Annotated in this window: 13 protein-coding genes; 5 read left to right on the plus strand and 8 right to left on the minus strand. The window is 49.4% G+C overall.

Annotation, left to right across the window (positions count from 1 at the left end):
• Positions 1–157: 157 nt before the first annotated feature.
• Positions 158–379 (minus strand): hypothetical protein, encoded by a 222-nt coding sequence (locus KTE_RS03585; RefSeq protein ID WP_201378616.1) that lies wholly within the window; start codon positions 377–379, stop codon positions 158–160.
• A 3-nt stretch (positions 380–382) separates the two neighbouring features.
• The gene (locus KTE_RS03590; RefSeq protein ID WP_201378618.1) at positions 383–1018 is read right to left on the minus strand and encodes a hypothetical protein; all 636 of its coding nucleotides are present in this window, start codon (positions 1016–1018) and stop codon (positions 383–385) included.
• Between the two features lie 303 nt (positions 1019–1321).
• Here KTE_RS03590 and KTE_RS03595 point away from each other — a divergent pair, with 303 nt between their 5' ends.
• The gene (locus tag KTE_RS03595; RefSeq protein ID WP_201378620.1) at positions 1322–1537 is read left to right on the plus strand and encodes a helix-turn-helix transcriptional regulator; all 216 of its coding nucleotides are present in this window, start codon (positions 1322–1324) and stop codon (positions 1535–1537) included.
• Between the two features lie 537 nt (positions 1538–2074).
• Here the strand turns inward: KTE_RS03595 and KTE_RS03600 are convergent.
• Positions 2075–3088 (minus strand): tyrosine-type recombinase/integrase, encoded by a 1014-nt coding sequence (locus KTE_RS03600; protein ID WP_201378631.1) that lies wholly within the window; start codon positions 3086–3088, stop codon positions 2075–2077.
• A 217-nt stretch (positions 3089–3305) separates the two neighbouring features.
• Between KTE_RS03600 and KTE_RS03605 the strand changes: the two genes are divergently transcribed.
• Both KTE_RS03605 and KTE_RS03610 read left to right on the plus strand, forming a co-directional pair.
• Complete coding sequence (locus KTE_RS03605) at positions 3306–3908, plus strand: hypothetical protein (RefSeq protein ID WP_201378633.1); 603 nt, start codon at positions 3306–3308, stop codon at positions 3906–3908.
• Between the two features lie 86 nt (positions 3909–3994).
• On the plus strand, positions 3995–4300 hold the full coding sequence (locus KTE_RS03610) for a hypothetical protein (RefSeq protein ID WP_201378635.1): 306 nt from the start codon (positions 3995–3997) through the stop codon (positions 4298–4300).
• 20 nt (positions 4301–4320) lie between these two features.
• Here KTE_RS03610 and KTE_RS03615 read toward each other — a convergent pair whose 3' ends face one another.
• The 5 genes from KTE_RS03615 to KTE_RS03635 form a co-directional block, all read right to left on the minus strand.
• Positions 4321–5907 (minus strand): pentapeptide repeat-containing protein, encoded by a 1587-nt coding sequence (locus tag KTE_RS03615; protein ID WP_201378637.1) that lies wholly within the window; start codon positions 5905–5907, stop codon positions 4321–4323.
• Positions 5908–6324: 417 nt separating this feature from the next.
• Positions 6325–6891, minus strand: coding sequence for a hypothetical protein (locus tag KTE_RS03620; RefSeq protein ID WP_201378639.1), 567 nt, complete (start codon positions 6889–6891; stop codon positions 6325–6327).
• 627 nt (positions 6892–7518) lie between these two features.
• Positions 7519–8424, minus strand: a complete 906-nt coding sequence (locus KTE_RS03625) for a hypothetical protein (protein WP_201378641.1) — start codon at positions 8422–8424, stop codon at positions 7519–7521.
• Positions 8425–8791: 367 nt separating this feature from the next.
• Positions 8792–10288: a hypothetical protein gene (locus KTE_RS03630; protein ID WP_201378643.1), complete on the minus strand. Its 1497-nt coding sequence runs from the start codon at positions 10286–10288 to the stop codon at positions 8792–8794.
• 71 nt (positions 10289–10359) lie between these two features.
• On the minus strand, positions 10360–10569 hold the full coding sequence (locus tag KTE_RS03635; RefSeq protein ID WP_201378645.1) for a helix-turn-helix domain-containing protein: 210 nt from the start codon (positions 10567–10569) through the stop codon (positions 10360–10362).
• 363 nt (positions 10570–10932) lie between these two features.
• Here KTE_RS03635 and KTE_RS03640 point away from each other — a divergent pair, with 363 nt between their 5' ends.
• Positions 10933–11325, plus strand: a complete 393-nt coding sequence (locus KTE_RS03640) for a hypothetical protein (RefSeq protein ID WP_201378647.1) — start codon at positions 10933–10935, stop codon at positions 11323–11325.
• A 271-nt stretch (positions 11326–11596) separates the two neighbouring features.
• On the plus strand, positions 11597–14128 hold the full coding sequence (locus KTE_RS03645) for an efflux RND transporter permease subunit (protein ID WP_236600275.1): 2532 nt from the start codon (positions 11597–11599) through the stop codon (positions 14126–14128).
• The last annotated feature ends 31 nt before the right edge of the window (positions 14129–14159 follow it).

The following is a 14159-nucleotide window of genomic DNA, read 5'->3' on the forward strand; positions in this document are numbered from 1 at the left end:
TTCTTCCTGGCTCATGCCTTCCTACCTCCTGTATCTATGTATCAATCCCTCTAATTACTTGGATACATAGAGAAGGGAAGAATATTCCTATTGGAAGGGCAATTCTAGCCTCTCTGGAGAATTTCTAATCTTTGAGAGAGGCTAGAAGCTGGTTAGCCTATGGTTGCTGTTCTTCGTAGGGAACGGCAAATAAGCCAACCAAGAAGCCCACATGGAAGGCAAGTGTAGCGGGGTCGTCTTCCTGTATGTCCCTGACTAATCGCACAAAGTCTATATCGTTAGTCGGTTTATCAGCCTGGAATGCTGGACGCCTAGCACTCTCATAGCCAGCCCTCAAAGCGGGGTGCTCTATATCAAAGGGGAGATGTAAGACGATCATGGCCTATTTGCCCTCCTGTGGGGGTTGCTGGCTAAAGCTACCGTCTTTGTAGCCATAGAGGGTGATACCTATGCTACTGCCCTCTGTACCAACCGTGATATCTGGTATACCGTCGCTATTGGCGTCCCTGGTTTCAAACTGCACGACAGCGTTATCTGTCGCACTCTGGAGTAGAAACACGTGCGCCTTATCAGGGTGGCCCTGTGGAATGTCGTAGACGGTTACGAAGCCCCTATAGACCTCTCCTACAAGGTGATGCTCTCCTAAATCGTAGTGCGATACGTGGGCATCTCCATAGTGCCACTGCGTTTGTAGGCCGTTCCAAAGGGGGATTACGACCATGACCATGAGCCAGATGAGAAGTAATGCGCCTGCCATACCAGCCCCTATGATGAGGAGAGCGTTACTTTGACGGGGGCGTGCCTCTGCTTCTGCCTCTTCAGCCTCATAGATAGGCCGTGTCTTGACTGACTTATGCTTACCCTTGATACCATGGCCCTTTACGCGGGGAACAAGTACGACCTCATCACCCTCATACCAGTTATGGCGAGAGAGGGAGCGGGCTTCTAGCTTCTTGCCTTTGCCCTTGCTGGTCGTTGGCTCTTCTTGCCCTTGAAGATCTCTAACAGGTTTATACATGTGCTGTTATGCCTTTTTCTTGACGGTGGGCGCTCCCTATGCAAGAATAGACATAGAGAGGCCCTAAAGACTGCTTAGCCGTGGTTAAAAGGTTTCTCGACAATGGCCCTCTTGTGTGTATCAGACACAAGGGGGCTTTATTATGCGCTCCTTTCTGGCATACTAAGGCTCTCTGTTAAAGGCCCTCTTTTAACGTGCTACAATGACAACACCTAGTACAATGATAGCCAGTTAACGCACTACCCGTCAAGAGGGCCAATATGCTAGAATGTGAATAACACGACATGTAAAGAGGATTTATCAATGATTAGACTGAGAGTAAAAGAAGAAGCCGTAAAGCAAGGCTTCAAAATGGCGCAGTTAGCCAGAAAAGCAGACATAGACATCAGAACACTACGCCGTATTTATCAAGACCCTACGAAAGAGGTGTCTACGCTTGTTATTGCCAAATTGGCACAAGCGCTTAATGTCCCCTCTACTGATCTCATCGAAGACGTACCAAACACACCAGAGGAGTAGGGCATTGTACGGCTGTCGTTGAATGCCCTACAGTGCTATTTCTTGGCTCTGAGACGCAAATCTGAGGGCTTTACGCTATCACAACCATAGAAGATACCAACCAGATATACAAGCCCCTCTCTAGCCCACTGTAGCGCGTTTCTTTGAGAGGAGGCTGTAAAATAGCGTATATTTGCATTGTTCTATGGTAGAATAGGGTATACGACATTGCTAAGAAGAAAAGCCCTTTGGTAGGGGCAGCTCCTTTTTGTCCTTTGCTACGGCCCCTGGTTCTCTCCTTCTTCCAGGGGCTTCTTTCTGCCTTCTTTCTGCCTTACATATCGCATATACATTGCTATTTGTCGCTGTAGTGCGATTCTAGGCCCCTGTGGTAGCGTGTGTAATAGTCGGCATTACAGCCCCATTGAAAAGGCTCTATTTGGCCTCTCAGGGCCATTAAATGGCATATGTGCGTGATGAGATGCTACGCAACGAAGCATAAAAATATCCCCCGGCATATCACCAGGGGAAAGGCAGAGGAGGGGGGCAAGGGCTAGGCTATGACAGCTTTACGCCCTGGTTGGCAATACTGGTAGCTTCTGCATAGCGTAGGGGCATGTATGGAGACTTCCAACCACCTGCCACCTGTAGGCTTTTCACGTCTGTACCGTTCCTCATGGCGACAGTTGCCCAGTAATGTCTAAGATCATGGGGACTAAGCGTCTCTAGCCCTATGGCCTTACCTAGCTCTCCCACACGCTTATTTATGGCTCTGGTCGTGATAGCCTTCCCCTTGTAGCCACCAAAGAGATAAGGCCCTTGTACATCAGGCAGGTAGGCCATAAGCGCCTTCAGGGTGTCTGGAGTGAGGTTATGTGTCTGTACCATATCTACCTTCTCACGATAGAAGGTAACTGTACCTGCCTGTAGGTCGATATTCTCGACTAACAGCCCTGTAAGCTCTCCACAACGCAAGCCATGATCTAGTAAGAGGCACATCATAGCACGATCACGACGCCCTTGCTTATCGTCTGGTTGGCTCTTTAGCATAGCGGCATGTGCGACACTGACAGAGGTAGCGCTCTCCTTCTTCTCTCCCACTCTGGTTACCTCACGCTTTTTATTGAGGTGTACACCCTCTTTGTGAGAGAAGCCCTTTACCAGCCTGATAGAAGCATAGGCTGTCTGTTCTATTACTCCTGCTTTGTGAGCTAGAGTACAATACGTCTTGACCGTCGCTAGCCTTACATTAATGCTGCCAATAGAATAGCCTTGCTGCTCTTGCCAGTGTACAAACGCCTCTACCAGCCCATGTGTAATACCACTCCACAACGCCCACTCACCAGTAACCAGGAAGGTGTGTATAGGCTGTTCATAATGCGCTACCTCTAAGAATTGAAAGAACAGCTTTAAATCTGCCTTCTGTCGTCTCAAGGTATTCTCTGCTTTGGTAGCGCTATAGTTGGTATGCGCTGTCTTCCCCGCTATCAGGTTGGCTAGCTCTCCTATGCTTTGGGGGCCATTAACCTCTATGATCTCTGCATTGTGTAGTGTGGCTGGTAGCATCTCCATAGGTATCCTTCCCTCTCTGTTTTACGTTCTCAAGTACTGATTTACCTTAATAATCAGTACTTCATAGCAGAGATTATAACACTCTCTTTTAGGAATGACAAGAGTACAACATGATGTTCTACTCTGGCTTTGACATTGCTATACCAATTAAATGATGGGGAACCATATTTGCATGATAGAATAGAGAAAAGAGAGAAGAGAATATAAAGGAGGAAAGATGAACGACATTGATTGGAAAAGAGTAGAGGCGGTCTCCCTCCCGATACCTCAGTATATACTTACAGCGCTCGATCAGTTAAATTCTATTGACTCACAGGCACGAGAAGAAGCCTATTGGCAGATAGATAACGTCGTGGTCATTCAAGGGAATCTCGGAGAAGATGCACCCTTTGCCGCGTCGGAGGTACTACGAAGGTTACGAAATGGGCAGTTGTTTGACAAAGTGTTAACGTATGATCTGCTTTATGAAATTGGAAATGGAGAAGCTTCCTACAAAGAAATGTTCACATTCCCTGATGGGCATACTGAACCCTTGATGCAAGTATGCCGACAGTTCATGGAAGCCGGGCTTGACCTCTATATTTCAGATCTTCTCACCCAAGACCCTGAACTTCGAGAAAGAGCGCTTGACTTGGTCTGTTCCTGTAAACTACGTAAGCAGGAAGCAGAGAGCGCATTGAAGATGGCTTTGGGAAAGGCACCAGATGAGGAAACTCGCAGGGAAATTGACCTCAATGTGCAAGGACGTTCGAAAGAAATCTACGAGCTACGTCTTCACAGGAGAATAACGAAGAGTGCAAAAAACGGTTTTCCCTTTTAGGCAGGGAAAATTACATCTACCATGTTGGCAGAGGGCACCAAGCTTGCATATGCCACAAGTCAGCTTATCTGAAGGAAGGATACCAAATGCAGATAATCAGAGAGATCAAAAACGAACGCAAGATCACACGCGCCCATATGCAAGTGCGTTTACCTCGCTACCTGTATTTAAATGAAGGTGACAAAGGGATAGACCACCACACCAGGAATGTAGACGTGCTGGGACAATGCGAGGTATTGCATGATGATGGAACGAGAGAGAGCCTGGAATATGGCACGATCAAAATAGCTGGCGTCTTTATCAAAGTGGTTGGAACTTATGAGAAGGGCTATATAGGCGTTACTAATCTTGGCAAGTATCGCGTTAATGGCAAGACAATCACATATAAGTAACCTCCCTCGATGCTACAAGCCTACTTATTAAAGAAGCGCTGTGTCAGGGTTGCGATAAACACTACCTCTATCACCAGCCCAATAAACGCCTCTACATCCGAAACCAGGGACGCCATATCACCAGCTTGGAAGGCACTAGGGGGAATGCCCCTTGATAAGCAGGCATTCAGGCTTACCTCTAGCGCTACTTGCCACGCAAGGCCAGGGACAAGGAAGTGGTAGAGTACAGTAAAGAGGCCAATCACAGCCAAGTAAGTCAAGAAGCTGCGATGTATTCTGTATCCATAGCCAGAGAGTAGGAAGAGAAGCAGGGAGTAGAGCCAGGCAAAGAAGCATGATACACGTCGTTCTAAAGTAACCTTCTCCTCATCAGTACTTGGCTGAATCATTCGATACCACAAAACACGCTCCTGTAGCACCTGAGCACGATAAGCAAAACGTGCAGCGTCTTCATCAATACCTTGGTTTTTCAGGGCTACAGCAAGTTGGCGATTAGCCCTTACAGCATCTTTGAACTCTTCTAGCCTCTCGGCTTTGCCCTTTGTCTTGCCTTGTTTATCCTTCTTTTGTCTTGCTTGCCATTCATCACCTAGAAGCTCTATCTGTGACCAATCTGCAATAGTAAGGTTTGTATTTCCCCATTGGGCATCGACCAGGGCAGGCCCTATCTTTTTGCTATCAGCTAGCTTAACCCCCCCAAGAGAAACTCCCTCTAGCTGAGCCAGTCTAAAGTCGGTTCTTGTTAGCTGGGCTTGTGTAAGTTTGGCTCCTTTTAGCTGAGCTTGTATAAGGCTAGCTCCATTCAGCCAGGCTTGTGTAAGATCAGCACTTTCTAGCTGAGCGCCCCTAAGATCTGCTTCCTCTAGCTGAGCAGCTAAAAGGCTAGCTCTATTTAGCTTTGCATCTCTAAGGTTAGCTCCCTTCAGATTGGCTTTTAGGAAGTTGGCTCTATTTAGCTGGGCTTCCATGAGATTAGCACTCTCTAATTGAGCTCCGAAGAGATAAGCCCCGTCTAGATAAGCCTTCATGAGATAAGCACCCTCTAACTGGGTAATGAAGAGACGAGCACCCTCTAGTTTGGCACCCATAAGATAAGCCCCATCCAGTTTTGCTTTCTGAAGGTGAGCGCCTTTTAGCTGAGCGTCTAAGAGGTTAGCGCTCCTAAGGTCTGCACCTTCTAATCTGGCATAACTAAGATCTGCACCTTCTAATCTGGCATAACTAAGATCTGCACCTTCTAACTCGGCATAACTAAGGTCAATACCATGAAGGTTAGCTTTGTGCAAGTTTAAAAACTCACCTTTAGAGGCTTCGATTAACCACTCAATGTCAGCACGAGTTAACATAACGCTTTTAAAAGGGAACATAGGGTTATCCCTATCACACTGAATGATATAGAGGTTTGTAAGTTCCTTCTTGCGCTCTACGTTAATCTCCGGTTCTCTTCTCCAAGGCTGGCCCCGCTCTTCCCAATACTTACGCCAAGCCTCTTCATCACTATCAGGAGGGTGTTGTGTATCAGCCTGAACAGTGCTAGCTTGTATTTGTGGTCGCTTCCGTGTGGGCACTAGGCTACTAAGAACGCTCCTGATGATGTTTAGCTTCATTGCTCTTTTCTCTCCTTATAGAAGTATATTCATCAATATGAACGTTTTCATTGCCCATACGTAAAAGGCTTATTACTGGAGAAGCTTACCTCTACTGGTCACCAAAGAAATACACCCCTCGCCACGAAGGCGAAGGGTGTTTGTAAGGGATAACAAAGACTCTATATAAAACGCTCTCCCTCTCCCTCTCAGCCAGTTAGGCCCGGCGACGAAATTTACAACGTTAAGCGACCCACGGCGCTGAGAATCTCCCTTATCGGCACTGTGAGCCGCACACATAGCTCCTACGCTGCCGATAAGGTGCTCATTTTGAGCGCCACCTATCAAAAAAGACGCTGCCGATAACTTGCATGGTTTATCTGAAAGTAGCTCGATCTTAGCTTAACGTTGTATTTTGCGCTGACGGGCCTAATAGGCCTACTCGAGCTCCGTACATCCCCATACTCCAGAAACCTGAATAGTGACAAGAGTAGGAAGAGAAGGAGGGTCTATGTGGCTGGGGCCATTTTGACCTTGTACTGAAAAGGAGAACTGGCCAGTTTTCGGATCAGGGAACACTTTGAGGCTCGTCAGTGTTTCTGGAGAGGCTCGCACCCAATTCTCTGCAGACAGATCCATGGTAATAGTATTTCCCCCGAGGTCAGTATAGACTCCCGGGCCCTTATAGAATGTCATCATAATGTATATATTCACAAGATTCCCGTTCACGGCGCCGGTGAGCGAAATGCTATAGACTCCTCTCGGCACATTGCCGTTTTTATCAACATCTCCGTTTATACTGCACGTAGTCTGATCAATTTGCATCGTTCCAGTGATATAGCCAGAAAAATCGACCGCTGATTGCAGTGGTAGCTCGGTTGAGACAGAGGTCGTCGTCGGGGATTCGGCCGCTTTTCGGTCGGTGTTCTCACTGCAACTCATGAGTAAAACACTGCTGACCATCAGTAATAGCAACCAATGGCGCAAACGAACATGGGAGTTCATTGCTTCCTCTTTCTGTTGTGTGACCTGCTCCTATATTCCGCCGGGACTGACTATCGCACCAGCGATCACCAGGCGGAAAGCAGCAGACATACCTGGTCATGTACGCGAAGGGGAGACCCTTTTTAGGGCTCTGGTTCACATTCGCTAGAAAAACTCATCAATACACGGGTGCAACTATTCCAGTTGGTGCTCGTAGGGATACGTACTCCTCTCCAAAACAAGCGGCTTTCACATGCTGCTGTTGATAGTGAGACACCTTCCGTACCAACAGTGCATTCACGTCGCATACCTCGAGCTTAGATCCTTTTCTGCCACAAGAAGAGAGTAAATCCATGCCATTCATGCATCAGCACATATAAACCTAAATCCACTGTCTAGCAACTCATTCTTATTTGTGTGGCGGAAAACTGGTCAATATCACTAGCTGACAGAACACAGGTATCTCCCTGCTTCTCTCTAGTGACACACCTGTTTGTACACGTTCTTTTCTCACCATGGTTTCTGCCTCTTCAATATATGACGCGAAAAACGTCATATACGATTCGTCGTATAGGCCTAATAGGCCCTCTCTCACTCCACACAGCCACATACCACCCATAGGAGAGGCAAAGAGCGTACATCTTCGGTTTAGACGGCTTCTTTCTGTCGTATCTCCCGCAGATATTTCTTCGCAGTCCCTAACGATACAGCCGCCTCTACCTGAAGAAGTGAGGCTGTAGGCTTAAGCCCTTTAGCTATCAGGGCGGTATAAGCGTCGTATACCTTCAGGGCTTCAGGGGTTAATGGTGCGCGTCGTTGCTTATCCCCTTGTACCTCACTGCTTTGTACCTTAGCCCCTGGTACAAGATCGTCAAGTCCGCTTGTACCTTGCTCCTTTGACCCTTGTACCTCTGCGTTTGGCCCTTGGTCTTTTTGGCTTGTACCCTGGTCTTTGCTTGTACCTAGCAGGGCTACATCCTTGGCCCCTTCTAACTCCATAGGGTCAAGCTCCTCTACAGCGATTTGTACCGAGCGTGTACCCTGGTTTGGTACAAGCTCCGAGCTCTTCGTTTGTACCTTCTTGTCTTCGACAGCCTTACTTATCGCGTTCTCTACGGCTATGGATATAGCCACCAGGACGACCAATGCACCCCTAATATGGGTCAAGGTTGGAAGGTCTAACCCAAGCCTTTGTACCGACTCGATAGGGGTTATCTTCAACACTTCAGCCATAGACTGAATATCATTGACAGCCCATGCCACGACAGAGAAGAGTATGCAGATAGGGAGATAGGCCAAGGCCGCGCCCCATGATTTGGTATATAGGGCCAAGGCGAACCGCTTCCACTTGACAAGCAACGACCCATCAATAGCTATAGCCTGGGTGGTGGCCCAGATGTACACCATTAGACCATTGCTCATAAGTGTACCCTGTGTGAAGAGGTCTATTGTTCCAAGACAGAAGCCCACAATGAGGAACAGATAGGATAGCTCTACAAGCCTCTCTTCAAACCACTGGATACCCTTTGATAAGTACGACTGATTGACGACCATGTTTTGTTGCTCCCTCTATCTACAGGGCTTATAATAAACGTTGCCCTGTAGCTAACAGTTCAGGGTAGGGCTTAGGGGGTGTTACAGCACCTTCCTAAGCCGTTTCAACATCTTTGGGAAAAATCTGAAAAAATCAAAATCGTCTAAAGTGGCTCTACATCTGGGTTTATCCCACTTTAGGGAGTGGACATACATGAAGGAGAAGAGAGAAAGAGACTAGAGAGACGCTAGACGCTAGACCCTTAGACGCTGTGTGCTGTGAGTGTTCCTCTCCTCTCGCTCCTTCTGATCTCCCCATATAAGCGCTACTTACCCCCTATATATCCGCGCTACCTAAAGGCGCTACTGCGCCAATACAGGGGCGCGATTAACAAGGCTCTAGCGTCGTGTAAATTCCAAAGCTTTGCGCTACTTGACTGGCTCTGTGCTGTATCGCTGTCAGTACAGACGCTACCCTATCGGGCCTATCATTCTTGGCTACTTTGATCGTTACCCCGTCGTATTGATACAGCACTACTTGGAAGTCGCCTCTCTCCCTGGCTAGTTCAAAGCAACTGGCTACTATTGCCAGCTCGTACGAGCCTATAACCCTACATAGATAACTATCGATATCCTCTACACCGTCGTATTCAATAAAACCATAGGCCCCATTGTAGCCCCCGTCGTCTCTGATCTCCTGTTTAGCCAGATTGATAGCCTGTAGTAAATCTGCAATAAGGGGATTATCAGTAAAGCGCTTCTCTTTGAGAAGAACAGGGCGTCCTTTTACCGGCTTAGCGTACCTGTTCTCGCCCTTGCCCTTCAGCGTCTTTCCACCAAACTCCAAGGTTACTTGCCCCTCTACGTTGCTGGCTTTCATACCGTATATCGAGGAACAGACGCCCTGTTTTAATATCGGCTTGGTTATGGCCCTTAGCTCGTCTGATGTTTCCATATAATCTAACAATTCCGACCAGACAGAACCCCTTTGCTGTTGTATCTCCTGTATGCTCTCAATATTCCATAGACGAGCCACGATACTGAGATTACAACAGGCTATATCTAGCTCTACATGGCCCTCTTCTTTGAGGAAGAAGGCCCTGCGTACTTCTTTCTTGATATTCGCTAGCCCTCCACTGCTGTATACCCTGGCCTGTTGTCCTGAAGGATGATAGAAGGGCTTAGGCATATCGCGCACTTCCTGTAGCTCTAGCTGAAGCTTTCGCCTGTCGCTTTCATCCTCATAGGGGAGGTGAGAGGCTACAGACCACGCTTCGTTGTAGTGTTTGTCTGCCAGTCCTTGAAAGAGGGTAAGAGGCAGGTTATTGAGGTCGTTTAGCATTGCCCGGTGTACCTCCCTCATGGCCTCATTCTCGCAGAGGCTAGCTTCTACCAGGGCGTTATTTGCCTCTAGCATACGAGCGTGTACTTCTTTCTGAGAAACACGGTTATAGACTTTTCCGCTCTCCATATCGCGCCTCTTTGGTTCGTTGTCTTCGTCTAGTCGACGCTGTAAAAATTCATCTATACCAGTCTTAAGAATGACACGGCATTTATGGTTGTCTGGTGAGTAACTAGACCAGGCCATGCCTGGTAGCACGTTCCTTCTAAAGTCTTCTAACAGCCGCTCTCCATTAAACTTACGAGGGTGTATTCTTGCGATATCAGCTAGTAGCTTGTGTGGGATAGGTATGTACCTATCAGAGTGATACTGAAGGACGATGTAGCGGAATAAGCGCCTATACGTTGGGTTATCTCTTAGCGGTGGGTAGGTTCGTATAATCTCTTTGTACAGACTATCTCCTACCGTTAATCTCTTTACTCTATGGCTGTCGTCACTCCTCTTGTGTTCTGCCTCTAAATCGCTTATAATTGTACTTATCAACTGAACAAACCTCCCATTCCACTAGCCCACACCTACGCCAATAGGTAAAGGGCTATTTTTCTATCCACACCTTAGGCTCTTTGTGCAATGATCTCCAATACGTCACTACCCTTCACAATGAAGGCGCGACCAGCCTTGCTAGCTGGTATCACGCCAGCCCCTACGCGACGGTGTATGGTATAGCGCGACCTTCCAATGAAGGCCCCTACCTGTGCTAGAGAGTAGTAACGATCTCTATCTATCGCCCTGGTTGTGGTCGTCTTCTCTACTGTCGTTGTCATAAGTTCCCCCGTTTTTTTAACAATGCTACTACAATGTCATTACAATGTACCACCATTGTAGCATGGTAGTACCTACTTCTGTCCACCCTAACGCCTAGGGCGTTAAAAAAACGACTTCCAACGACTTATAAAGCCGCTCCCACATCTACACGCCCTACCCCTAAAAATGCTCTCTATCGGCCTGAAGTGTAGTAAAATAACTACTATGGAAACACGAAGACATAGGGAGCCACAGACCACAATCAAAGTATGGTCTAAGACACACCAAAGACTACGGGTGCTTGCTGCCTTGCTAGGCTTAAGCATGGTAGAGACACTTGATCGTCTGGTAAGTGAAGCTATGAAGGGAAGAGAGGGCATACAGTGACGAAGAAAAGAGAGGCAGTAGAGCGATACTGGACATATAGCGGGGGGCTAGCATACTCACATGATAATGCGTGCTCTGATGTTATTGCAAGGGCCACAGAACAGTATGTACAGAATGGTATCACGACCTACGTAGCCCAAAAGCCAAGCTATTCGACGGCTGATGGCAATGACTATGTAGTGCTCTTTGAGTCGGGGCAAGGTACGAAGCATTATGTGCGTATCGACAGCCTGGAGAGCTATATCAGTTTCATGAGGTCGTATGCTAACTTAACGCATATCTTTGATGCTATCGTTAAGCCTCTTATTGACGAGTGGGAGAAGCTACAATCACGACGTAACGCAACCGTAGGTGGGGGCTATGGTAGAGGCCCGTCTGACATGTACTAACGATAACAACACACCAGGGGCTTCATTAGTGGGTTGCTGATAGCAGGAAGCCAACAATAAAGGCCCATAAACCCCCTACTAATACTATGTATCACTACGATAGGGGGGAATAAGGGGCCTATAAAGTGGGCAAAAAGAGAGGGCGTACACACTGCATACGCCCTGGTCGTGCCCTACGCTCGTCCCCCGGCTTACTACACCGCTATGCGCTCTAGGAGCGTGATAAGGCGCTCTAGCTTCTCTCCAGTGAAGTCACCATAAATAACATCCCGTGACAGCGGGCAACACCTTTACGTCGCTAGACGACCTGAAAAACCTGGTTGTGGGTAGCCAGTCGGCCTCTACAGGCTCCGGCTTCCCTGGCACTAGCGCCGGCGCGGGCTTCCCCGGTGCGAACACGACACAGACTTTCGCGCCCGCAAAACCAGTCAAGTTACAAGATGTCGCGACGGTGAAGGAGGATCTCTCGCCTTCGACCTCGCTTACGCGTACCAATGGGCAGCCCAGCCTGGGCATCTCACTGGTCAAGACCACGAGCGGCAATACAGTCTCGATTTCACAGGCCGTCAATCAGGACATCACCGCACTCCAGAACAAACTGGGGCATGGTGCGAAGATCTCGGTCATCTCTGACCAGGCTCCCACTATCACCCAGTCGGTCAATGATCTGACGAGAGAGGGCCTGATCGGCGCCTTCTTCGCCATCGTGGTGATCCTACTCTTCCTCTTCTCATTGCGCTCGACGCTGGTGACCGCGGTCTCCATTCCGCTCTCCATCGTTATCGCTTTGATCGGCCTCTACATCGGCAACTTTACCCTCAATATCCTGACTCTCGGTGGTCTAACCATCGCTGTGGGCCGCGTCGTGGATGACTCGATTGTCGTTCTGGAGAACATTTATCGTCACCTGCAAGAGGGTGAGGAGAAGAAAAGCGCCGTCCTCAATGGTGTGCGCGAGGTCGCGGGCGCGGTCACAGCCTCGACCTTGACGACCGTGGCGGTCTTCCTCCCCATTGCCTTTACAGGGCAACTGGTCGGCGAGCTCTTCCGCTCCTTCTCGGTGGCAGTAACTGTCGCCCTGCTGGCTTCCCTCTTCGTGGCCCTGACCATTATTCCAGTGCTGGCCTACTGGTTCCTCAAGGCTCCTAAAGCCGAGGTACTTGCCAAAAGACAGGAGGCAAAGAAGCATTCTGGCTCCTGGCTTGAGCGCGGCTATGTGGCGATTGTACGCTGGGTCACGGGTGCCTGGTGGCAGCGCACAGTCCTGGTTGTGGCCGCCATCGCACTCCTGGTCGTCTCATTCGCCTTTGCTGGCGGCTTGAAAACGAACCTCTTCGGTTCTTCTAACCAGGGTACCTATAGCGTCAGCCTGACGCTTCCATCTGCGACCAGCCTGGATAAGAGCGACGAGGTCGCCAAGCAGATCGAGCAATCCATCTCCGATCTCTCTGACATCAAAACCTACCAGGTAACCGTTGGCTCCGCGGGTAGCTTCTCATCGCTCTCTGGTGGTGGCGGCTCTAACGCCATTAGCTTCACCATAGTAACCAAAGACAGTGTTGATCAGACGGCCTTTGAGAAAAATCTTCGTGATCGCCTGGAGACGGATAAAAGCCTGGGGACACTGACGGTCTCCGCTGGTAACTCGGGTCCATCGAACTCCAATATTGCCATCAACATCCAGGCCAATGATGATCAGACGCTCAATGATACAACCAAGCAGGTACAGGACAGCATCTCAAACATCTCTGGCCTGGCCGATATCACCAGCAGCCTGACCTCAGCCTCTCCACAGTACAATATTGTGGTCGATTCGACTAAGGCTGGGCAGATCGGCATGACCCCCATACAGGTCGCACAGAACATCCGCCAGGTCTACTCCGGCTCGACGGTGACGCATATCACCGTGAATGGCAGCCAGCAGGATGTCGATCTCTTCGTGGGTAATCCAGCCTCGAATATCGACGCGATCAAAGCACTAAGCATTCCCACGACAACTGGCAGTGTCAAGATTGGGGATATCGCGACGGTGACCCAGGTCAATGGGCCAACACAGATCACGCATATCGACGGCAACCGCACAGCCACGGTCAACGCGACTGTGACCGATAGCAATGTCGGCGCGGTCAGCACCAACGTGCAGCAGGCCCTGAACAAGCTGAGCCTGCCTTCTGGCGCCAAGGTCTCCCTGGGTGGTATCAGCTCCGACCAGGCTGATACATTCCGTCAGTTGGGGCTCGCGGTACTCGTTGCGATCATGCTGGTCTATATCATCATGGTTGTGACCTTCCGCAGCCTCTTGCAGCCCGTCATTCTACTGATCTCGATTCCTTTCGCCGCGACGGGTTCGCTGATCCTGCTGCTGGCGACCGACACCCCGCTGGGTGCCGCGGCACTCATCGGCTTCCTGATGCTGGTCGGTATCGTAGTCACTAACGCCATCGTCTTGCTTGACCTGGTACGCCAGTATCGCGAGCAGGGGATGACGGCCCGCGAAGCGATTGTCGAGGGTGGGCGCCATCGCCTGCGCCCCATTCTGATGACGGCTATCGCGACCATCCTGGCTCTGATGCCAATGGTACTGGGTATTGGTGGTGCAGGCTCGGGTGGATTCATCTCTCGCCCGCTGGCCATTGTGGTCATCGGTGGCCTGACGACCTCAACCATCCTGACCCTGATCGTGGTTCCGACGCTCTATGTCATCGCGGAGAGTGCGCGTGGTCGCTCCGGCTCCCCCACGCCTCCCCCAGCCCCGATCATCGACGAAACACCTACTTCACCTGAGGTAGCAGCCATTCGCTAAATGAAACATAAAAGAACCCTCGAAGCAGACC

Source organism: Ktedonobacter sp. SOSP1-85, assembly GCF_016587415.1.
GTDB lineage: Bacteria > Chloroflexota > Ktedonobacteria > Ktedonobacterales > Ktedonobacteraceae > Ktedonobacter.